Origin of the sequence: Pedobacter suwonensis (assembly GCF_044762335.1) — a bacterium.
Lineage (GTDB): Bacteria > Bacteroidota > Bacteroidia > Sphingobacteriales > Sphingobacteriaceae > Pedobacter.
In genome coordinates this window covers 135,085-157,394 of the sequence record NZ_JBIWEB010000004.1, presented here as the reverse complement: position 1 = coordinate 157,394, position 22,310 = coordinate 135,085, and the positions used below count along the sequence as shown (strand labels likewise).

General features: G+C 38.4%; 24 protein-coding genes. 6 read left to right on the top strand and 18 right to left on the bottom strand.

Annotated elements, in window-relative coordinates:
- Positions 1-66 precede the first annotated feature (66 nt).
- The 4 genes from kbl (at position 67) to ACIQXP_RS08435 (ending at position 3,430) form a co-directional block, all read left to right on the top strand.
- The gene (gene kbl / locus ACIQXP_RS08450) at positions 67-1,254 is read left to right on the top strand and encodes a glycine C-acetyltransferase (protein ID WP_293744311.1); all 1,188 of its coding nucleotides are present in this window, start codon (positions 67-69) and stop codon (positions 1,252-1,254) included.
- A gap of 148 nt (positions 1,255-1,402) precedes the next feature.
- Complete coding sequence (gene pheS / locus ACIQXP_RS08445; RefSeq protein ID WP_387505206.1) at positions 1,403-2,443, top strand: phenylalanine--tRNA ligase subunit alpha; 1,041 nt, start codon at positions 1,403-1,405, stop codon at positions 2,441-2,443.
- Positions 2,443-2,853 carry a Rieske (2Fe-2S) protein gene (locus ACIQXP_RS08440; RefSeq protein WP_293744313.1) on the top strand — a complete coding sequence of 137 codons (411 nt, stop codon included), beginning with the start codon at positions 2,443-2,445 and terminating at the stop codon, positions 2,851-2,853. The genes pheS and ACIQXP_RS08440 overlap by 1 nt, the downstream gene beginning before the upstream one ends.
- Position 2,854: 1 nt before the next feature.
- The gene (locus ACIQXP_RS08435; protein ID WP_090501759.1) at positions 2,855-3,430 is read left to right on the top strand and encodes a TetR/AcrR family transcriptional regulator; all 576 of its coding nucleotides are present in this window, start codon (positions 2,855-2,857) and stop codon (positions 3,428-3,430) included.
- A gap of 232 nt (positions 3,431-3,662) precedes the next feature.
- On the opposite strand, the gene ACIQXP_RS08430 is transcribed toward ACIQXP_RS08435, so the two are convergent.
- The 5 genes from ACIQXP_RS08430 to carA all read right to left on the bottom strand — a co-directional run bounded on the left by ACIQXP_RS08430 (position 3,663) and on the right by carA (position 8,967).
- On the bottom strand, positions 3,663-4,346 hold the full coding sequence (locus ACIQXP_RS08430) for an XAC2610-related protein (protein WP_293744314.1): 684 nt from the start codon (positions 4,344-4,346) through the stop codon (positions 3,663-3,665).
- A gap of 55 nt (positions 4,347-4,401) precedes the next feature.
- Complete coding sequence (locus tag ACIQXP_RS08425; protein WP_387505205.1) at positions 4,402-5,358, bottom strand: Fic family protein; 957 nt, start codon at positions 5,356-5,358, stop codon at positions 4,402-4,404.
- Between the two features lie 115 nt (positions 5,359-5,473).
- Entirely contained in the window at positions 5,474-6,595 is a 1,122-nt protein-coding gene (locus ACIQXP_RS08420; RefSeq protein WP_387505204.1) for an ABC transporter permease, read from the bottom strand.
- A gap of 77 nt (positions 6,596-6,672) precedes the next feature.
- Positions 6,673-7,437 (bottom strand): ABC transporter ATP-binding protein, encoded by a 765-nt coding sequence (locus ACIQXP_RS08415; protein WP_293744317.1) that lies wholly within the window; start codon positions 7,435-7,437, stop codon positions 6,673-6,675.
- Positions 7,438-7,854: 417 nt separating this feature from the next.
- The gene (carA, locus tag ACIQXP_RS08410) at positions 7,855-8,967 is read right to left on the bottom strand and encodes a glutamine-hydrolyzing carbamoyl-phosphate synthase small subunit (protein WP_293744318.1); all 1,113 of its coding nucleotides are present in this window, start codon (positions 8,965-8,967) and stop codon (positions 7,855-7,857) included.
- A 272-nt stretch (positions 8,968-9,239) separates the two neighbouring features.
- Between carA and panB the strand changes: the two genes are divergently transcribed.
- Positions 9,240-10,055, top strand: a complete 816-nt coding sequence (gene panB, locus ACIQXP_RS08405) for a 3-methyl-2-oxobutanoate hydroxymethyltransferase (RefSeq protein WP_090986131.1) — start codon at positions 9,240-9,242, stop codon at positions 10,053-10,055.
- 158 nt (positions 10,056-10,213) lie between these two features.
- Positions 10,214-10,900, top strand: a complete 687-nt coding sequence (locus ACIQXP_RS08400; RefSeq protein ID WP_387505203.1) for an RluA family pseudouridine synthase — start codon at positions 10,214-10,216, stop codon at positions 10,898-10,900.
- A gap of 171 nt (positions 10,901-11,071) precedes the next feature.
- Here the strand turns inward: ACIQXP_RS08400 and ACIQXP_RS08395 are convergent, their stop codons facing one another.
- The 13 genes from ACIQXP_RS08395 to ACIQXP_RS08335 form a co-directional block, all read right to left on the bottom strand.
- Positions 11,072-11,545 (bottom strand): hypothetical protein, encoded by a 474-nt coding sequence (locus tag ACIQXP_RS08395; RefSeq protein ID WP_387505202.1) that lies wholly within the window; start codon positions 11,543-11,545, stop codon positions 11,072-11,074.
- A gap of 145 nt (positions 11,546-11,690) precedes the next feature.
- Positions 11,691-13,001: a sensor histidine kinase gene (locus tag ACIQXP_RS08390; protein ID WP_387505201.1), complete on the bottom strand. Its 1,311-nt coding sequence runs from the start codon at positions 12,999-13,001 to the stop codon at positions 11,691-11,693.
- A 108-nt stretch (positions 13,002-13,109) separates the two neighbouring features.
- Positions 13,110-13,787 carry a response regulator transcription factor gene (locus ACIQXP_RS08385; RefSeq protein WP_293744321.1) on the bottom strand — a complete coding sequence of 226 codons (678 nt, stop codon included), beginning with the start codon at positions 13,785-13,787 and terminating at the stop codon, positions 13,110-13,112.
- Positions 13,788-13,845: 58 nt separating this feature from the next.
- Complete coding sequence (locus tag ACIQXP_RS08380) at positions 13,846-15,036, bottom strand: aspartate aminotransferase family protein (RefSeq protein WP_387505200.1); 1,191 nt, start codon at positions 15,034-15,036, stop codon at positions 13,846-13,848.
- A gap of 69 nt (positions 15,037-15,105) precedes the next feature.
- Positions 15,106-15,546, bottom strand: coding sequence for a hypothetical protein (locus ACIQXP_RS08375; protein ID WP_387505199.1), 441 nt, complete (start codon positions 15,544-15,546; stop codon positions 15,106-15,108).
- Positions 15,547-15,553: 7 nt separating this feature from the next.
- Entirely contained in the window at positions 15,554-16,231 is a 678-nt protein-coding gene (locus ACIQXP_RS08370; protein ID WP_391527761.1) for a hypothetical protein, read from the bottom strand.
- A gap of 15 nt (positions 16,232-16,246) precedes the next feature.
- Positions 16,247-16,807, bottom strand: a complete 561-nt coding sequence (locus ACIQXP_RS08365) for an RNA polymerase sigma factor (protein WP_090986117.1) — start codon at positions 16,805-16,807, stop codon at positions 16,247-16,249.
- 77 nt (positions 16,808-16,884) lie between these two features.
- Entirely contained in the window at positions 16,885-17,841 is a 957-nt protein-coding gene (locus ACIQXP_RS08360) for a transketolase family protein (RefSeq protein WP_057932755.1), read from the bottom strand.
- An 88-nt stretch (positions 17,842-17,929) separates the two neighbouring features.
- Positions 17,930-18,775 (bottom strand): transketolase, encoded by an 846-nt coding sequence (locus ACIQXP_RS08355; RefSeq protein WP_293744329.1) that lies wholly within the window; start codon positions 18,773-18,775, stop codon positions 17,930-17,932.
- A 57-nt stretch (positions 18,776-18,832) separates the two neighbouring features.
- The gene (gene bcp / locus ACIQXP_RS08350; protein ID WP_145860265.1) at positions 18,833-19,297 is read right to left on the bottom strand and encodes a thioredoxin-dependent thiol peroxidase; all 465 of its coding nucleotides are present in this window, start codon (positions 19,295-19,297) and stop codon (positions 18,833-18,835) included.
- Between the two features lie 122 nt (positions 19,298-19,419).
- A complete protein-coding gene (locus ACIQXP_RS08345) occupies positions 19,420-21,153 on the bottom strand; it encodes a M23 family metallopeptidase (protein WP_387505197.1) in 1,734 nt (577 codons plus the stop codon).
- A 3-nt stretch (positions 21,154-21,156) separates the two neighbouring features.
- A complete protein-coding gene (locus ACIQXP_RS08340) occupies positions 21,157-21,768 on the bottom strand; it encodes a fumarylacetoacetate hydrolase family protein (protein WP_293744331.1) in 612 nt (203 codons plus the stop codon).
- A 73-nt stretch (positions 21,769-21,841) separates the two neighbouring features.
- Positions 21,842-22,183 carry a T9SS type A sorting domain-containing protein gene (locus ACIQXP_RS08335; protein ID WP_387505196.1) on the bottom strand — a complete coding sequence of 114 codons (342 nt, stop codon included), beginning with the start codon at positions 22,181-22,183 and terminating at the stop codon, positions 21,842-21,844.
- Positions 22,184-22,310: the final 127 nt, after the last annotated feature.

Sequence of the window (22,310 nt, the reverse complement as noted above, 5' to 3'; positions counted from 1 at the left end):
CCCTTTAAGGTCGGAAAAGACTTTTTTTTATAACTTTGGTGCCAAATCAACCATTAAAAAAAGGCCATGTACAAAACATTACAACCTGTTCTCCAAAAGGAACTTGAAGAAATCGAAAACGCTGGATTATTTAAACGCGAACGTATCATCATCACCCCTCAGGGTGCCGACATTAAAGTAAGCGGTGGTACTGAAGTGGTTAACTTTTGTGCTAATAATTATTTAGGCCTTTCTTCTCATCCCAAAGTGATAGAAGCAGCTAAGAAAGCAATCGACGATCATGGCTATGGAATGTCTTCAGTTCGTTTTATCTGTGGTACACAAGATGTGCACAAAGAACTTGAAGCAAAGATCTCTAAATTTTTAGGCACTGAGGACACTATTTTGTATGCTGCTGCCTTTGATGCAAACGGAGGGGTTTTTGAGCCATTGTTTAATGCTGAAGACGCTATTATTTCTGATGAGTTAAATCATGCATCAATTATAGATGGGGTAAGGTTGTGTAAAGCACAACGTTTCCGTTATAAAAATGCCGATATGGACGATTTGGAAAAACAGTTAATCGCGGCTAAAGATTGCAGGCACAGGATTATTGTAACTGATGGCGCTTTCTCTATGGACGGTTCTGTAGCACCACTGGATAAGATTGCAGATTTGGCTGATAAATACGAGGCATTGATTATGATCGATGAATCGCACTGTACTGGTTTTATTGGTAAGAACGGTCGCGGAACTCATGAGCATTTTAATGTAATGGACCGTATCGATATCATTACCGGTACATTGGGTAAGGCTTTAGGCGGTGCATCGGGTGGTTTTACTTCAGGCAAGAAAGAGATTATTGATATGTTACGCCAGCGTTCACGTCCGTATTTGTTCTCTAATACTTTGGCACCGGCAATTGCAGGAGCATCTATAGCGGTATTAGATATGCTGAGCGAAACCACATCATTAAGGGATAAATTAGAAAAAAATACCAAATATTTCCGGGAGAAAATGACAGAAGCAGGTTTTGATATTAAACCTGGTTTCCATCCAATTGTTCCGGTAATGTTGTATGATGCTAAAATTGCACAACAGTTTGCTGCTAAAATGTTAGCAGAAGGAATTTATGTAATCGGGTTCTTTTATCCGGTTGTGCCTCAGGGAAAAGCCAGAATCCGTGTACAATTATCTGCCGGGCACGAGCAACACCATTTAGATAAAGCCATTGCCGCATTTACTAAAGTTGGAAAAGAATTAGGGGTAATTTAAAATCCATAAATTTATGCAAACAACAAAAGCCGCCGTAAGCGGCTTTTGTTGTTTATGGGTTCATTTTCTTTTATAATGGCATTGTAAACAGATTATTTGAACCGGTCAAGCTTAAAATTATTGGATAATTTGCTGTATATTTGATGCCATGTTACAGGACAAAATAGCACAGTATACCGAGAAAATTAACGCTTTCGTAACTGAAAAGGCAGACGAGTTAGAGCAGTTCCGCATTAAATATTTAGGAAGCAAAGGCATCATTAAGGAGATTTTCGATGAATTCAAATCTGTTTCTGTTGAAGAAAAAAGATCGTTGGGCAAGGTTTTAAATGAATTTAAACAATTAGCCGAATCAAAATACATTACACTAAAAGAAGCAACCGAAAGTACTGATGCTAAAAGTGAAAGTATGCAATTGGATCTAACTTTGCCTGGCGAAGGTTTCGAGATCGGTTCGCGCCATCCTCTGGCTCTGGTGCGTAGAGAAATTGTTGAGATTTTTGCCAAACTGGGTTTCACTGTAGCAGAAGGGCCCGAAATTGAAGATGATTGGCATAATTTCTCGGCCCTGAACTTTCCGGAAGAGCATCCTGCAAGAGATATGCAAGATACTTTCTTTATTAAAAAGGGAGGTGAGAAAGGAGATATTGCCTTACGTACACATACTTCTTCGGTGCAAGTACGAATGATGGAACAAGGCCAGCCGCCATTCAGGGCAATTATGCCAGGCCGTGTTTACCGAAACGAAGCCATTTCTGCCCGTGCACACTGCTTTTTCCACCAGATAGAAGGTTTATATGTGGATGAAAATGTTTCATTTGCAGATTTAAAGCAGACTTTGTTTTATTTCGTGCAGGAATTATATGGAGAAGGTACAAAGGTGCGTTTCCGTCCATCATATTTCCCTTTTACCGAACCATCTGCAGAGATGGATATTTCTTGTACCATTTGTAAAGGCTCCGGTTGCCAGCTTTGTAAATACAGTGGTTGGGTAGAAATTTTAGGCTGTGGCATGGTAGATCCGAATGTGCTGGAAAACTGTGGTATCGTCTCAAAAAAATATAGTGGTTTTGCATTTGGAATGGGGATTGAACGTATTGCCAATCTAAAGTATGAAATTAAAGACTTGCGTTTATTTTCTGAAAATGATGCACGTTTCTTAAAGCAATTTAAATCTGCTTTAATTTAATGACGAAATATCTATATAGCATATTGTTTGTACTCGTTATGGTTACAGGTTGTGGTAAAAACCAGGGTTTTATTCCTGAGGTACCTGTAAACTATAACGTAACGATAACGGAATTTAGCTTAAAGGCAGTAAACAATGTCTTGGTTGTTTCAAACAATGGAGTGGGTGGATTGTTGATTGTAAAAACGCCGCTCGGTGGATATGTTGCCTTTGATCGATGCAGCACGGTAAACCCGGAAAAGATTTGCAAAGTAACACCTGACGATAGTGGTGTAACCGCTACTGACCCGTGTTCGGGCGCCAAATTTTCGCTGCTTGATGGCAGTCCACAAAAAGCGCCTGCCGAAAGAAGCCTGAAAGCTTATAATATTTCTTTGCAAGGCAACACATTATTACACGTAAGCAATTAAGATGGAAGCTGAAAAAATAAAAGAAACAGTAAAAAAAGCTGCCAAAGAATTATTTCGAAAATATGGTTACCATAAAACCAGTGTAAATGAAATTGCAAAAAAGGCCCGTATAGCCAAAGCAACCATTTACAAATATTTTGAGAGTAAGGAACAGGTTTTAGATAGTATTCTGATGGATTACCTGGACCAGAACCTTTATGAGATATTAAACAATAAAGTAAGTTACGCTTCAGAAGAAGAACACCTGAAAGCATTGGTAATGAAAACGAGCCGTTTGTCATTTACTGCCTGTAATGAGTTTATCGGCTGGGATTTTGTTCGTGAAAATGCAAATTCGCAAGAGTTTTTGAAACATCTATCAGACCAGTTAGAGGCTTTATTGTTGGCTGCTTACCTGCAACTGGATAACTTTAAAAACAATCCGGCAAGAAGAGAAGGACTGGCATTTTTACTTAAAGCAAGTAAAAGTATTGTATTTTCATTTGCCTTTACCTCAGTTAGCGATTCTGATGTGCGTAAGAATTTTGTGAGTTTTCAGAAAGAAATATTGCCATTTTTAGTAAAAGCAGCACTGTAAACTATTTTAGTTATACAAGCGATCGTCATGCTGAATTTATTTTACAAGGAAGAAATATTATTTTCAATTTCCTTGTAGCTACTTCGTGTTCAGCATCTTTCCTGCAATAGACCCTGAAATAAATCCTATAGCTCTCGGATCAGGGTAATGGCTCCAGTTAGTTTTACATTTTTAGTGCATTGTTTATTAAGGTAAGCTATTAATTTTAAACTGATGTTTAAAATAAGTTAACTTATTGATTATAATAATCTTTCATCTTAAATTTTTGCACCGTTCTTTTTACTTTTCCATCAATATTTTTTTGAGTAATTACCGTCACAATATCGGCAATGCTGGAGTCTTCAATAACTGACGAGTCTTCGTAAAGTAGGTTCTTAGCGTTAAATTTATAGTTTATGGTTTTATCAAAGCAACAACCATCTTTTTGATGGGTAGCAATTTGCTTTGTTTTTTTGTCAAAATCAAACATGCCAAGGTTTTCGCTGGCCAGTTTGGTCAGTTCCTCGCTTTTTAAAAATTTATTTTCTTTTGATGATAAATAAACGTCGTATGAGGGGCTGCCATAAGCGCCATTACTGCCGTTTCTGATGGCAAGATCTTCAAGACCGTCAAAATTAAAATCGCCGAAAATTAAAGGCGTTTGGTATTTGCCAAGTTCCAGCCATCCAAGTTTGGCATTTTGAGTTGCTGTTAAGCCGAAGTCCAGGTCTCCAGAGTGAAAAATATCTGTTTCCCTGTCTGTAACTTTTTCATAAATAATAATTGTGGCTTTTCCGCTACAGGCATTTCCTTCGCATTTCTCAACAAAAATTTTGGCCTTGTATTGGTCAGAACTGTTGTTTGCCAGAAACTTAAATTGAGCTTGTGAACTACTGAAAAGGAGCAAAATACCACAAAAGATGAACAGACTTTTCATTAACTATTTTTGGTTAAAATTACGCCAATATCATCTACTTAAAAGTTAAAAAAGGTTAACATTTTCTTTTTCTCGTTTTGATATAGCTTTGTACAGCAGCTTTGGTGGTTAGCCAATCTCTACCCTCTTTATAAGCATCTATTTTTCCTTGCCTGGCCAGTAGGCTCACATACTCCTGGCCATAAGGAACATCAGGTTCTGAAACGATATTGGAGATGGGTTCATAATCACCATAATGGTTTCCTGGTAATGCATTTATATAGATATTTAATGAGCGTTCCAGGGCTTGCAACATCAATAAACAAAGTTTATAGTAATTGCCCTTATTTGCCTGGTTAAGCGCTTCGTAGTATTTCTTTCTATCGTTTTTGAGGATGATAGCAGGGGGGAAGCCTCTTCGCATAAGTAATAAATTCATGGCAAGCCTAACGGTACGCCCATTTCCATCAAAAAAAGGATGTATCCAAACGAGTTTATGATGAAAAATACTGGCTAATATGATATCACTTAAACCTAGTGGGTTATCGTTTATGAAGGTGATTAATTGATCTAACAAATCGGAAACCTTATTGGCACTGGGTGGCGTAAAATTTGCACCTACAATGCGCACACCGCCATTTCTTAAACGGCCCGCATAATCATCTTCAATACTTCTAAGTACCAGGCCATGAAGCGATAAAATGTCAATGCTTCTGAGGGTATAATCTTTATTAACCAAAGTGTACAGGTAATCGATAGCTTTTTCGTGGTTATAAGCTTCGAAATGTTCTCGTAACGATTTGCCTTTAACCGTTATACCCTCCTGTAAAACCATCTGGGTTTCTTTCAGACTTAAAGTATTTCCCTCTATGCTATTGGAGTTATACGTCCACTCGAGGGTGAGGTCTTCTTTAATGCGGTGCAGGGCGCTATTAGGCAAAGGCCTTGAAGTTTCTAACCTGGCCTTTTTCTCATATAACCTTTCTATTTGCGGTAATAGCTCTTCTAAATCGCTTAAATCAAAATCCCACATACCCAAAGGTAATAATATCGGATGATATAAAAAATTAAATTATCCGATATTAAAATTTTTTCTTCAAAAAAAATGATAACGGTGTGTTATCATTTCAAAATGCTTTCAGGCTGTCTTATTCCCATTTAAATACTTTTACCGCGACGGCGTAAATGCCAATTCCCCAGAGCAATAGAATCATAATCTGAAACTTAACATCCCATAATCCTAAACCTTCGAAGGCTACTTTGCGCATGGCGTCATTTAAATAGGTAAGTGGTAACGCCCTGCTGATTGGCTGTAGCCAACCCGGGAAAGCCTCGATAGAAAAGAATGTACCCGATAGTAAAAACTGTGGCAAGGTAATGATATTTGATATTGGAGGTACCATGCTTTCGCTTTTGGCGATGCCTGAAATAATAAAACCAAAGCCCATAAAAACGATGACCCCAAGGGTGGCCAGTATAAGCATGTTGACGACCGTAAGCGCTCCGTGGACAAGTGTGAAGCCAAAAAAGAAATGGCCAATTAAAATGATAAATAAGGCGCCGATCAAGGCAAAGCCGATACGCGCAATGCCTTCGCCGATAACAATGCTTGATCGCCTCACAGGAGTAGCAAAAAAGCGTTTGATTACTAAGGTTTGGCGCAGACTTAAAAATACGAATGCCGTTCCGAAAACGCCCGTGCTTAATAGCGAAAAGCCCAATTGGCCGGGAAGGATAAAGTCAATCGTTTTATATTCACGGCCCGTAATGGTGCTTTCTTTAATTTCTGCAACGGTGGGCTTTAATGTCTTGTCGTAAAAGATGTTGTTTAAAACTGATTTTAAAATTCCACCTTTATCTCTCGATGCTGAAGTATAAACCACATTAACCGAATAGGCGGCAGAATTTACTTTTCTGTGTACATCAATCATGGCATCAACATTGCCCTTTTCCAGTAACTTATCAAACTCGGTTTTTGATTTATCTTTTACCAAACGGATCATGCCTGTTTTTTCCAGCATACCCATTACCGGGTTGTTTACATCCGAACCTGGCGTTACTCCAACATCGATACGGGTTCCGCCGCCACCCAAAAAGCCAAAAACGAGGATAAATATCAGGGGGAAAGCAAGGGTGAAAACCACTGCCGAGGGACTCCGCATAATAGAACGGAAACTTGCTTTGGCAAGGGCGAGAGTTGCTTTAAGATTATTGTAACTCCCAGCCCCTGAAGGAGAGTTTGATTTTTTTTTGTGTATATCTGTTTGCATATTGGTTTCGCTGGATTTTATTTAAAAAATTTATGAAGCACATTAGGTTTCAAGCTTCCCTTTTTGGGAAAAGGGGGCTATTCACGCCATTCCTGACCTGTAAGATGAATAAATACATCTTCCAGGTTAGCCTTTTTAACCTCTTTTTTACGTTCAAAACCACTATTTACTAAATTATCTATCAAGTTATCAGGCGTGTCCAGCGCAATAATCTGTCCGCGTTCCACAAAGGCAACGCGGTCGCAAAGCTGTTCAGCCTCATCCATGTAGTGTGTGGTAATAACAACCGTTGTACCTGCATTCCGGATTTCTGTAATCAGGTCCCAAAGATTCCTGCGTGCCTGTGGATCTAAACCCGTTGTGGGCTCATCCAGAAAAATAATTTTTGGTTGGTTGATTAGGGTCGTAGCTATTGAGAAGCGTTGTTTTTGCCCACCTGAAAGTGCTTTGTATTTGGCTTTTGCCTTATCCTGAAGATTTACTTTTTCCAACATCTCCATGGGTTTAATATTGGCACCGTATAAACCGGCAAAAAGTTCAACGAGTTCGATCAGATTTAGATTTGGATAATAACCGGCTGCCTGTAGTTGTACACCAATGATCTGTTTGATATCCTGTGGATGTTTGTCAACAGAAAAACCATCAACAATAATTTCACCAGATGTTTTGTCTCTCAATGTTTCGATAATTTCGAGAGTTGTGGTTTTTCCGGCACCATTAGGACCAAGCAGTCCGAAAATTTCATGCTCGTACACCTCAAAACTAAGCCCTTGAACGGCTACAAAATCATCATATTTTTTTACCAGGTCTTTAACACTGATAATGGCTTTTTTTGTTTCCATATTGCGAATGTAAGGAGCTTTAAATGAATAGGGAATGAATTTTTGAATACATTGATGAAAATGTCGGTAAAATGATGTTTAAGGTAGGTAAAACCATCACTTAATATTTTTAGGGTTACAATGATAATGTTTTAATTTATCAAATCTGTTTTATAGTTGTTTTTGGTTAATTAAAAGCTTCATCAAAAACAATATTATTTTTTGAAAAAATGAATGTATCACCGGTTTGGATTCTATTGCTGGGCATAGCATATGATTTTCTATAAATGCACTCATATTGCAACCTTTGTTTCCTGGGATTTTGATAACCCGGTATCTTTTTTCCAAATTGAGTGCCTAGAGAATTCTAATTTAAATAAAAAAACACTGCCAATAGAAATGAGCAGTGTTTTGATGCTTTAATTAAAAACTAATTTTTTACCAGGCTAATTCACCTTTCATTACTTCAACAAAATCATCGAATAAGTAACGTGAATCGTGTGGACCTGGAGAAGATTCTGGGTGATATTGAACTGAGAATGCTTTTTTGCCTTTAACACGGATGCCCTCAATTGATTTATCGTTTAAGTTAATATGTGTAATTTCTACCTTGTCAGAGTTTCTAACTTCATCAGGTATTACACCAAAACCATGGTTTTGTGAGGTAACCTCGCAGTGGTTTTTGATGATGTTTTTAACCGGGTGGTTTAAGCCACGGTGACCATTAAACATTTTCATGGTGCCGATACCGTTAGCTTCGGCCAATAGTTGGTGGCCTAAACAGATTCCGAATAATGGCTTGTCAACTGCTAGAATTTCTTTGATCGTTTCCACTGCATAAGGCATTACCGAAGGATCGCCGGGGCCGTTTGAAATAAAGTAACCATCAGGGCTAAATTTTTCCATTTCGGCAAAAGTGGTTTTAGCCGGAAAAACCTGAACATAGATGTCGCGGTTTTCAAAGCTGCGCAAAATGTTTTTCTTGATGCCTAAATCAAGTGCTGCTACTTTCAAGCTCGCCTCAGGATTGCCATAAAAGTATGGTTCGCTGGTGCTTACTTTAGAAGAAAGCTCTAAACCTTCCATTGAAGGTACTTCAGCTAATTTTTGTTTTAATTCTTCTAAATCAGTGATCTCTGAAGAAATAATCGCATTCATGGCACCTTTATCTCTAATATGGCGCACTAATGCCCGTGTATCGATATCTGCAATAGCAACCAGGTTATCGTTCTGGAAATAATCCTGAATAGATTCGGTAGCTTCTTTACGGCTGTAAATGATATTGTAATTTTTGCAAACCAAACCAGCAATTTTGATCGATCCCGATTCGATTTCATCTTTGTGGATACCATAATTACCAATATGTGCATTTGTGGTAACCATTATCTGTCCAAAGTAACTTGGATCGGTGAAAATTTCCTGGTAACCTGTCATCCCGGTATTAAAACAAATTTCGCCGGTAGTAGTTCCAATTTTGCCGGCCGCTTTGCCGTAAAAAACCGTGCCATCGGCCAGTAATAAAATCGCAGGTAACTTGGTGTAGTTAGTCATGGTAATTACAATATGGATTTTGATTTAAAAAAGAGTTGAAAAAAGAATGGCTTTCGGCATTAAAACCGTATTTGCAGGGTACAAAAAAAGATGAAGATATCCCGTCCATTTCGGGGTACAAAGATAGTGGTTAAGATTTGTAATGTAAAGAGAAAAGTGAAATAAGGTTTGGAGGTGTAAGGTATAAGGTTGATTGGCCCTAAACCTTCAGCCTTAAACCTTATACCTTTTTAAAGAAAAAACAATACTTTTGGCAACACAAAACAAATCCCATGTCGGTACATAAAGAAATCAAACGAGTTACCACGCATATTTTACAGGAAATGAAAGAGCGTGGTGAAAAAATATCAATGCTTACGGCTTACGATTATTCGATGGCAACCATTTTGGATGATGCAGGATTGGACGTTTTATTGGTTGGCGATTCTGCGTCAAATGTAATGGCCGGTCATGAAACAACTTTGCCCATCACGTTAGATCAAATGATTTACCACGCTGCATCTGTAATCAGAGCCGTTAAACGAGCGTTTGTTGTGGTTGATTTACCTTTTGGCTCTTATCAGGGAAATTCAAAGGAAGCTTTGAATTCAGCGATCAGGATTATGAAAGAATCAGGTGCTCATGGTGTTAAACTGGAAGGCGGAGAAGAAATTATCGAGTCTGTTCAACGAATTATTACGGCAGGAATTCCTGTCATGGGGCACCTGGGTTTAACTCCCCAGTCTATTTATAAATTTGGAACTTACACCGTTCGTGCAAAGGAAGAAGAAGAGGCTAATAAGTTGAAAACCGATGTTTTGGCTTTGCAGGCTGCGGGGTGTTTTGCCATTGTATTGGAAAAAATTCCTGCTGCACTAGGTAAAGAAGTTACAGAAAGTCTACATATTCCAACTATTGGTATTGGTGCCGGACCAGACTGCGACGGACAGGTTTTGGTGGTAAATGATATGATTGGTTTAACCAAAGGATTTAAACCACGTTTTTTACGCCAATATATTAACCTTTACGATGAAATTTTAGGTGCAGCGCAGTCTTATATCCGCGATGTAAAAGGAAATGATTTCCCGAACGAAAAAGAACAGTATTAAGTTGGGAGTAGGGCGTTTTGAGTTTGGCGTTTCTTAAGGCGCAGATAACCGTCCAACCTTTAATAATTAAGCAGCTAACCGATTAACCAATACACTTTCGCATTACACGATTTGTATTATCAAATGAACTAATGACGGATGAACCAATGAACTAACCGATGCCCATTACTGATAACGACATCCTTTTTGAAGATAATCATTTAATCGCTATTAATAAAAGAGCAGGTGATATTGTGCAGGTTGATGAAACTGGCGACGAGCCATTAGACGAGCAGGTAAAAAAGTATATCGCTAAAAAATACAATAAACCAAATGGTGCTTTTTTAGGGGTAGTACACCGTTTAGACCGACCAGTAAGCGGCGTAATTTTATTTGCTAAAACGAGTAAGGCTTTAGAACGTATGAATGCCGTATTCAAAAACAGGGAGGTAAAGAAAACGTATTGGGCTGTGGTGAAGAATAAACCGGAGAAAGAATCGGCTACATTGGTACACTGGCTGGTTAAAAATCCACAAAAAAACGTGGTTTCTTATTATAACACAGAAGTTACGGGCAGTCAACGTGCCGAGCTTTCATATAAAGTAAAAGCTAAAGTAGGCGATTATTATCTTTTGGAAGTTGATCCTTTAACAGGCCGCTCACACCAGATTAGGGTTCAGCTCTCCTCAATGGGTTGTCCAATTATGGGTGATAACAAATATGGTTATCCACGCGGAAGCAGAAAAGGAAGTATTTGCCTGCATGCCCGTAGATTACAGTTTATACACCCCGTAAAAAAGGAACCGGTAAACATATTTGCCAAATTACCTATTGACGGATTTTGGGAAAGATTTGAGGATTTTTAGTTCAATGCCGGGATAAGTAATTCATTACTTCCCGGGATATTTATTTAATAATTTCCTTGGAGTTACCCTCGTTTCGGGCGGATTGCCGCGCAGTCGAGAATCTATGGTACCAGACAACAGATTTCTCCACTGCGGTCGAAATGACAACTTTTGAATGAAGATGACGAAGTCTTATTTACAATCAATTTTTTCGAAAGTCATTGATCCATCAAACTTTAGTTTGCTCAGATCTTTAAACTTGCCTTCTCCATTTACTTCCTGTACATCACCAAATCCCTCTGTTAGCTGATTACCCTTTTTCAAAAAGGCTACTTCTCTTACCGATGTTTTGCCTTCAGATTGAAAGGTGTAATTTGCAATGATGGTATCGCCTTTGATAATACCGGCTATCGTACCCGCATTTTTATCTTTTTCGTATAAATTATAGCCTAGCGTACCTGTTAATTTATTATCCACTGTTTTTAACGATAGGGTAGCGGTATCACGGTTTTTAATATATTGGTAACACTGAACCGAATCAGTTGTCACGGCTGCATTGGCTACAATAGTGGAATCTATTTTGGCCTGTGTTTTTTTAGCTGTTCCGCCCTGGCATGATGCCATCAATAAGGTGGCGGCTCCTAGTATGGGGATAATGTTTTTCATTACAATACGTTTTACTTATTAAAAATGAATTAACATTAAGCAAAGCCCCTGCCAAAATTTTATACCGTTTGCAGGGTACCGCTGGTTTTTAAGCCAGGCAACACAAACGTATTTTATTTGGTTTAATAAGTTGATGAATAAAGTCTTATATTGAAAAGGATAGGGAAATGCTGGTACCTTTTTGTTCTTCGGATTTGATATCAACATCTATTTTATGGAACCGGGCAATACTTTGTACAATGGCCAGGCCCAGGCCAAATCCATTTTCTTCTGAATTTCCTCTTTTAAAACGATCAAAAGCATTTTCTACCAGTTCTTTGCTCATACCTGTTCCGGTATCGCTGATGGTGAGGATATATCTGTCACTTTCGGTTTTATCAGTTATGGTAATCGTTCCATTATCAACGTTGTATTTAATGGCATTGTTGATGATGTTGATTAAAAGCGTATGTATCAGTGCCTTGTTTCCTGTAAAATGAAAATCTTTTGAAAGGCGGGCACTGTAACTAATGTTTTTATCCGCTATCCGATCTTCCAGATCCTCATGTATATCATCAATTTCTTGTTTAAGGCTGATTTCTTCCGTTTTTAGGTACTGATTGTTTTCAACTTTTGAAATGAGTAGCAGACTGTTGATAATCAGCTTTAAGCGGTTCAGGGTTTTTAATGAGGCGTATATTTTATTTTCATGCTCAACTGGAATATCCGGTGTATTAAGCATATTTTCAAATCGTGTACTTAAAATCGAAATAGGGGTGAGCAACTCATGCGAAACATTGGCAATAAACTGCTTTTCTAAGGCGAAAAGTGTATTTATTTTTCGCATTAAAGAGTTTATGCTGTTGTCAAGGATTTTAAAATCGCTGGTGCTGGTTGGGATGTTCTGGTAATTATAATGGCTGGGATCATCAACCAGGTTAATCTTTTTATCAATAATCCGATAAAACGGTTTGAGTAAAAAGTTAGAAAAAGTGTAATCGGCTATCAATGTAATCAGCAATGCAGCCACAAGTACTATCAGCATATAAAAACGGATCGAATTTTTGATAGACTGAAGTGCTGTCATGGTTTCACCAATCTCCAGGTTATACCAGTTTTTGTGATAAGAGAATTTATAATTTAAAATGCGGTATACTTCAATATCACCTTCAATCTCTCTTTTTTCCGTAAATACCTTTGCAGTTGAATCCTTTTGATTGTCGGGAAGAACTGTTAATACAATAAATTCTTCCTTCAAAATATTATAATCAGTAAATGATTGTTCTTTATTTAAAAGGCTGTCGATTTCATTATCATTCAGGTGTTTGATGATTTTGTTCTTTTTTTTAATCAAACGGTTATCAAGCTGGTTGTAAGCCAGTCTATCTAATGAAAATAAAATGATAGCACCCAATACCAGAATGATGGCAACCTTGGTTACGGCATTATATAAAGAAAACTTAACCTGTAGCTTCATTTAGATGGATGATGGTTTATGTAAGATGGATGAGGTGTCATTTTGGTTGGGTGAACTGGCTAATTGGTTAACTGACGCCCTGCGCCATACACCCAACCCTAAAACTCACTAGCAATTGATTCGATAACCTATACTTCTTACCGTTTCAAACCAATCTATTGGCGTAACCCCAGCGAGTTTTTTTCGTAAGTTTTTAACATGTACATCCACAAAGTTTGAGTCAGAGTTGACCTCTAAAATATCGCCCCAAACATGTTCCGTTAAACTCATTCTCGATACTACGCGATTTTTGTTCAACACCAAATAGTTAAATATTTCGAACTCTTTTTTGGTGAGGTTTAATCTTTCATCGCCATAAGAAACCGTTCTGTTCTGAATATTGAGCAAAAAGTTGTGGATGTTTACCTCGTTTTTTTCTAATTTATGTTTTCTACGCGTAATGGCATGTATACGTGCTAAAAGTTCATTTAGTGAAAATGGCTTTGGCAGATAATCGTCTGCACCCTCATCAAGGCCTTTAATCCGGTCATCAACGGCACTACGAGCTGTTAAAATAATTACGGCATCGTCGCGGTCTTTCGTCGCTTTCAGCTGTTTTAAAATCTCAAAACCATCGCCATCCGGCAAGCCCAGGTCTAATAAAATGAAATCATAATTATTTACAAAAATCTTTTCTTCAGCAGAAGATTTTTTCCAGGCATGCTCTACAATAAATCCTTCTTTGCTCAGGAATTCATCCATTTCAAGCGCGAGGCTTTTTTCATCTTCAACGATTAATACATTCATTTCAGCTAACTTTGTTTTATTTTTTACCGCCATGCGCTTTGCACTCAGCGCTATGCGTTTACCCTGCAACTAAGTTAATGTTTTTTAAGATGGTCTCGCAAGCATCTTTAATTTCTTCTTTGGTAATAATTAGTGGCGGGGCTATCCGCATAGAATTGCTGCAATGTAAAAACCAGTCTGACAATACGCCGTCTAAAATACAGGCATCGATAATTTTTTTATTAAGTTCGAAATTCTCAAACTCAACAGCGAGCATCAAACCTTTGCCCCTGATTTCTTTAATAGCCGGATGTTTTAGAAGCTGTTTAAATAACTGGCCTTTTTCTTCTACTTCCTCAACAATATGATCATCAACCAGGGTGCGTAAAGTCGCTAAGCCTGCAGCACAGCAAACCGGATGACCTCCAAAGGTAGTCATGTGGCCCAAGATTGGCGTATGGGATAATACCGACATAATCTCTAATGAGCTGATAAAAGCGCCAATTGGCATCCCGCCACCAATTCCTTTTGCCAGTAACAGCACGTCTGGTACAATCTGATAATGTTCAAAGGCAAACATTTTGCCACTGCGGCCAAAACCTGACTGTATTTCGTCAAAAATCAACAAGGTGCCTGTTTCTGTACATTTTGCCCGCAAAGCCCGCATGTAACTTAAATCGGCCACACGTATTCCAGCTTCACCTTGTATAGGCTCAATAAAAACAGCAGCAATATCTGAAGTGATTTTTTCAAGGTCAGTAAGATTATTATGTTCAATAAAACTTACGTGCGGTAGGAAAGGACCGTATCCAGCAGAATAAAAATCACTTTCCATTAAACTTTCCGCGCCTTGGGTACTGCCATGATAAGCATTTTTACAGGCAATAAAACCTTTGCGTCCGGTATAACGTTTAGCCAGTTTCATGGCACCTTCTACAGCTTCTGTTCCAGAGTTTAAAAAATAGGTGCAACTTAAACTTTCGGGTAAGATTTCGGCAAGTGCCTTTGCAAAATTAACCTGGGGTGTTTGAATATATTCACCATAAACCATCAGGTGCATATAGGTTGCTGCCTGGTCCTGAATGGCTTTCACTACAGCAGGGTGGCAATGGCCAACATTGCTTACGCCGATGCCGGCAATAAGATCAATGTGTTTTTTATCCTGCGTATCGTAAATGTAGATGCCTTTTGCCTTTACGAATTCGAGCATCAGGGGTTCCGGAGAGGTTTGTGCATTGTGTTGTAAAAACAACTGACGTTGGGTAAGCATGGTACAAAATTACGGAAATGAAAGAGTGCTTTAAAACAAAAAAGACCTACATTGCTGTAAGTTTTTTTGTTAAGGCTTTTGCCCGCCCCTGTATCTATTAAGCAACTCACGCTTAAAACCTTCCTGCGCCCTGTAGAACTTACCTACCACTTTTATAGGCAAAGAAGACTTGAATTTGTTGTAATATTTTTTATTTAGATTCAGTTCTCTTTGTCTGAAATCAAATTCACTGGTAATTAAATTCTGTACCTGCGCATCTGTTAAGTTATCAATTTCATCCACCTTTCTGAAAGAGATCATTTTCTGCATGCGTTCTTTGTGCAAAGTATTAAGCTCTGCCTGCATATCATTATAAATCGGCCAAAAAACCTTGGCTTCCTCTGGTGATAAATCCAGCTTTTGAGTAAAAAAAGCTATTTTAAGCGATTCTATTTCTTCTCCCCTTGGTCTTTGTGCCAGTAAGGTAGTGGGCAACAAAAACATTAAAGCAACAAAAAGTAAATTCTTCATTTCTGTATTAATTGTTTAATTCCTGGGCTAAATCCGATGATGAGAAATTGCTCAGAATGTAGTTTTCCATTTCTGTATCTGACGCAGAATTTGTTTTTATATTAGATGAGGTTGTGTTTTGCGTTTCTAAATGGTCAATGATCGTACTTTCGTCTATATCATATAATAACTGTTCGTTTGCCATTGCTTCTGCTGCGGGTAATTGCAAACTGGCAGATGTTGAGTTATTCTGATAAAAATAAATACCAAAAGAGGCCATTAACAGGAAACAGGCTGCACTCACATATTTAACCATGTTTCTTCTCCATAAAGGAATAACTTTGGCTTCCTTTTTAGGTTCTAATGTAGCAACTCTGTCAGTAATTCTGCTTTGCAGTGTGTTGAAATAATTGTCAGGTACGGTGAAAGCCTTTCCTGCAACAGGTATTTCAGAAAGGGTAATTTGGATTTGTATGCGTTCCGCTAAATCTTCAAAATACAGCTGCGGAATTTCAAAATCGTTGTTACTTGTTTTCTGCTTTAATCCATCTAAAAATATGGCAGAAAAAACGCCATCTTCAAAATTTTCGAAATATCCATCAGGAACGGAGAAAGGATTACGCTTCTCCAGAGCAGCAAGTGCAGGAGCTTCATTCATCCAATCGTTATTTTCTATATTTTCGTTCATCACAGATATATGATTCAATTATCATGAAAAGGTTTAATAGTCTATTTCATCATTTGTAATAAAAGCTTCAATTTTTTTTGCAGCAATGTGAAATGAAGCTTTTAACGCCCCTACAGAGGTTCCTAATACTTCCGAAATCTCTTCATATTTCATATCATCAAAATATTTCATATTGAAGATAATGCGCTGTTTTTCCGGTAAGGTGAGGATTGCTTTTTGTAGTTTGAGCTGGAGTTTGTCGCCGTTAAAATAAGATGTTGCTACCAAATTATCGGCAAGTTCGGACGATACCTCATCCAAAGGTGTATTGTTTCGCTGCTTTTGTTTGTTAAGGAAAGTGATGGATTCGTTAGTGGCAATGCGGTAAATCCAGGTATAAAGCTGGGAATCATTTCTAAATTTATCAAGATTCTTCCAGACTTTAACAAATACCTCCTGCAAAAGATCATCACAGTCATCATGGTTTAAAACCAGCCTGCGGATGTGCCAATATATTTTTTGCTGATATTTTTTTAGTAACAGGTTAAAAGCTTCATTACGCGTTTGCTCAACGGCAAACATGGCAAGAATTTCTGAATCTTCAACTTGTTTCATTACATATAGATTTGAGATGTGAGATTTGAGATATGAGATTTGATAGTGTCTCAAACCTCATATCTAATATCTCAAATCTATTTTTTTCTGCCAATTACTTTTTGAACTGCTTCAACAATGTTTACGGCATCCAAACCATATTTAGACATTAATTGATCTGGTGTTCCGCTTTCGCCAAAAGTATCGTTGGTGGCTACAAACTCCTGTGGAGTTGGCAGTTCGGTTGTTAACAAACGTGCTACGCTTTCGCCCAATCCGCCAAATTTGTTATGCTCTTCGCAAGTAACCACACATCCGGTTTTTTTAACTGATTTTAAGATGGCTTCGTCATCCAAAGGTTTAATGGTGTGTATGTTAATAATCTCGGCATCTATCCCCAATTCAGCTAATTTTTCGCCCGCCTCAATTGCTTTCCAAACCATATGACCGGTAGCAATAATGGTTACATCCGTGCCTTCGTTCACCATCCAGGCTTTACCGATCTCAAATTTTTGATCCGGATCTGTAAATACAGGAATTACCGGACGGCCAAAACGCAAATAAACCGGACCTTCGTACTCTGCAATGGCGATGGTAGCTGCTTTCGTCTGGTTATAATCGCAAGGATTGATTACGACCATACCTGGCAGCATTTTCATTAAACCGATATCTTCCAGGATCTGGTGTGTTGCACCATCTTCACCCAGTGTTAATCCGGCGTGAGATGCACAAATTTTTACATTTTTGTTCGAATAAGCTACTGATTGACGGATCTGGTCGTAAACACGGCCGGTAGAGAAGTTGGCAAAAGTACCGGTAAAAGGAATTTTACCACCAATGGTCATACCCGCTGCAATACCGATCATATTTGCTTCCGCGATACCAACCTGTGTAAAACGCTCAGGGAAATCTTTAATAAAAGCGTCCATTTTAAGCGATCCAACTAAATCGGCACACAAGGCAACCACATTTTCGTTTTTCTTTCCAGCTTCATGTAAGCCAGCTCCAAAACCCGAACGTGTATCTTTTTTTTCTGTATATGTATATTTTTTCATTTTGTTTTAGATATGAGATATGAGATTTTAGATGTGAGATCAGGCGACAATTCGTCTCAAATCTCATATCTGTTGTCTCCAATCTAATTTAGTAATCCCCTAAAGTTTCTGGTAGTTGCGCTAATGCAGCAGCTAATTGTTCATCATTTGGCGCTGTACCATGCCATTTATGGGTACCCATCATATAATCTACCCCGGCACCCATTTGTGTGCTCATTAAATTTAAGATCGGTTTACCTTTTCCTGTTAAGGTTTTTGCATAATGTAAACCCTCAACTATGGCCTTCATATCATTTCCATCAGTGTTGATTACATGCCAGCCGAAAGCTTCGAATTTAGCTTGTAGATCGTCCAGGGCAAGCACTTTGCTGGTAGGACCATCAATCTGCTGTCCGTTATAATCAACTGATGCAATTAAATGGTCAACTTTATTAAAAGGGGCAAACATAGCAGCTTCCCAGTTTTGTCCTTCCTGTAATTCCCCATCACCCAATAGGGCAAAAATATAAGATTTATCGCCGTTCAACTTTTTAGCCAAGGCAGCACCAATTGCTACTGATAGCCCTTGACCCAATGAGCCTGAAGCAATACGGATTCCCGGTAAATGTTCGTGCGTGGTAGGGTGACCCTGCAATCTTGAATCCAGTTTACGGAATGTCGACAGTTCGCTTTTATCGAAATAACCGGCATGAGCCAATGTACTGTACCAAACCGGAGAAATATGGCCGTTCGAAAGGAAGAATAAATCTTCACCTGCACCTTCCATCGTGAAGTCGGTTTTGTGGTTCATCACTTCAAAGTACAAAGCAGTAAAAAAGTCTGTACATCCAAGCGAAGCGCCGGGGTGACCAGATTGGCATCCGTGAACCATTCTTACGATATCTCTTCTGATTTGAGAGGCAATATCTTCTAGCTCTTTAATTGTGTGTTTCATTAAAATAAGAGGTTGTTGTTGTATAACAAAGGTAATATTTTACCTGCTATATCATAATTAGTTATTGATTAAATTGAGGACTTGTTGGGTGGCGTTTTTGGTATCAACTTTTTTAATGATATGGATAATTTTTCCATCGCCATCAATTATAAAAGTGCTGCGAACCGTGCCCATGTATTTTTTGCCATACATATTTTTTTCTGCCCAAACGCCATAGTCATTTACAATTTTCTGGTCGGTATCAGCCAGGAGGGTAAATGGTAAATTGTGTTTGGTTACAAACTTTTGATGCGATTTTTCATCGTCAACACTTACGCCTAAAACGACAATTCCCTTGTCCTGTAAGCCTTGATAATTGTCTCTAAAATCGCAGGCCTCAGCAGTACACCCCGGAGTATCATCTTTTGGATAAAAATAAAGTACAACTATTTTGCCTTTATAATCGCTTAACGAAACTTCGTTTCCATTTTGATCTTTTGATGTAATTGCAGGTGCCTGATCACCTTCTTTTAACTCTGCCATATATAAAATGATTCAATTTTTATGTTCATGGATTTATTAATTAATGCTGCAATGTAAACAGTTTAAATTACTATCCTGTTCGTGTGAATTTAAAAGATGACATTTTAAAACATTTTTACCACTTATTTGGAAAAATGTATCGGATATCGTCTGATGTTTTCTTTCATATCCGTAACCACCAGTTCAAACGAATGTTTGCCAGATGGCGTTCGCTCATCAAAGCTGTGCCAAAGTGTTGCAGTTTTGGCATCAAATTCCATCAATACCCATTGACCATCGATATAACCATCAAAACTTTTTATTCCGGATAGATTATCGCTGATCTTTAAAATGATTTTAGATAAACCTGCCATACTTTTTCCCTCTGAGATATTTACAGGCGATATTCTTGGCGCAATGGTATCAATGGCAATATAAAAGCTACCAAAGTTTTTTGGTCTGGCCTTAACATAACCGTTCTCGAAAAAACCACCCTGCGATGAACCGTTTGCATTTACAATCAGTGCTTTACTTCTGAGGTTTTCCGGAAGCTGATCAGCCTTGATGGAGATGTCAAATCCGATATGCAATGGTGTATATCTGTTGTGAATCTGATGAACAGCCGACCAGGCATTACCTGTTGGTTTTGATAATTTTTTATAGGTGAAGTTTAAATCGCTATACAATGTTCCAAGCGGGAAAAATACCTTGATATCGTCAGTAGTAAATTCGTTTGTTTTATTGTAGGGAAAAATTGTTCCGGAAGGGACAATAGGAACTGTAGCAGTTGCTGCGCCCGCATTTACTGTAAACGGGAGAACAGAAGTATTTCCTTTTGAATCGGTAATAATATAGCGAAGCTGATGTGAAGCACCATCATTGAAGTTTATCCTGCCGCTATTTACCAAACCACTGTAAATTTTTAATGGGTTGCCAGGTTCAATAAAACTTTTCTGGATACTTCTTTTGGTATTGAGATAGGTAGGATAGTCAATATGTGAGTTGATGGCTTTGCTGTTCTCAAAAGCAAAACGTTCTAAAGCCGAAGTATATACCTTTTTTCCATCAACTTCCAACTCAATGGAATAAACGCCATTAGTGCCTGACAAACCGTTATGCCTGTCGGTTACCACAATGCCGAAACCAACCTCACCGGTTAAACTAATGGGCGCAACGGTTTTATAACTGCCGTTGGCACCACTAATGCCAATAGCCTGTTTTGGTGTATTTTCATTAAAAGTTTTGCCGTTTAACCGATATACATACAATCCATGGATTACAGGGGGGATATTATCGGGAATGATGATCCCGAAAAACTGGGGATTAATGGTTTCTTCAGTTTTGGTATCTCTGATTTCGAAATGCAAATGCGGGCCACCAGAGCTGCCACGGTTACCAGACCAGGCAATGATTTCTCCCTTATGTACAGGAATTAATGTGGCATCAGGAAATTCATCAATTTCGAATGATTTCTTTTCATATTCAAGGTTTTTAACAATCGTAGCAATTTTCGGAGCAAAGCGCTGTAAATGGCCATAAACGGTGGTAAAACCATTGGGGTGACTAATGTAGAGCGCCTGTCCAAAACCGCTGTTTTGTACCCTTAACCTCGATATATATCCGTCTGCAACCGCATAAACGGGGTAACCTTCACGCTGGTTGGTCCTGAAATCGACTCCTGAATGAAAGTGATTGGCCCTGATTTCTCCAAAAGAACCTGCCAGGGCAGGAGGGGTAATATCCAACGGTTGTCTGAAATCGGTAATCGGGTATTTGTTGTTACTGAAAATCTGTTGTGCCTGAACGAAAGTAGAAGCGGCTAAAAGGCAAACTGAAATGTAAAATTTTAATTCGTATGGGATCGGGTTGTTAGTCATTCGTTACTTAACATCAAAATTTAAAAGTTGTTTTTCTTCCAACCAGGCTTCCAGTTTGTCCCCTCTATTTATTTTTCCTACACCCTTAGGTGTTCCGGTAAAAATCAAATCGCCTTTTTTTAATGTAATGTATTGAGAAACAAAACTGATTATCTTTTCGAACGAGAATAACAAATCTTTGGTATGTCCAATCTGCCGGCTTTCGCCATTGACCTTTAATTCGAAATTCAGATTGTAAAGATCTTTGTAATCGCTTTTGGGCAGGAAAATACTAACTGGTGCCGAATTGTCAAAAGCCTTAGCCAGCTCCCATGGCAATCCTTTTTCTTTGTGTTTTGCCTGGATATCGCGTGCGGTGAAATCAATACCCAGACCCACTTCATCGTAATAATTAGCCGCAAATTTTTCAGCAATGTGTTTTCCTTCCTTACAGATTTTTAGAACTACTTCTAGTTCGTAATGCACATCATCAGAAAAATCGGGAAGGTAAAAGGGCTTATTGTCTTTTAATACGGCTGTATCTGGCTTCAGGAAAATTACAGGAGCAGTTGGAACCGGGTTGTTCAATTCTTTTGCGTGCTCTGCATAATTTCTGCCAATGGCTATGATTTTCATTCTTAATTATAATATATGTGAAAGTAACTGGGGAATTAACCCGCATCACTCAAAAATAGAAAAGAAAATGGTGTTATAAAACTGAGATCCGTTTTACCTGGCTTTCTGAACCTGCAATGACCCTTAAAAAGTAGATGCCAGGGTTGATCCTGCTGGGAACAACAAAGTTCTTGGTATGCTCACCGGCATTTAAACGTTCGTTCAAAAGCGTTGCTACTTCATTTCCCAATAAATCGATAATTTTAATCGTAGTCTGAGTGCCGTCTTTTCCAATAGACAGGATGATATTTAACTGATCTTCTACCGGATTAGGATATATTTTTAAAATATTCAAAAGCTTATCTTTAGCTGCAACAGTTGTGCTTTTAGTAACTGTAGAGTAAGTATTGAACATTCCTGAACCACCAGTAGTCATAAATAGTGGCTTATAAGGGGTAATATTAGCTTTAATTTCAGGAATCCGACTAGCTTTTTTTGTCCGGCTTTTTAGGCTGATGTGGATGCTATCCGTTTGTTGCGACCAAGAATTTGAGCTGCATAAC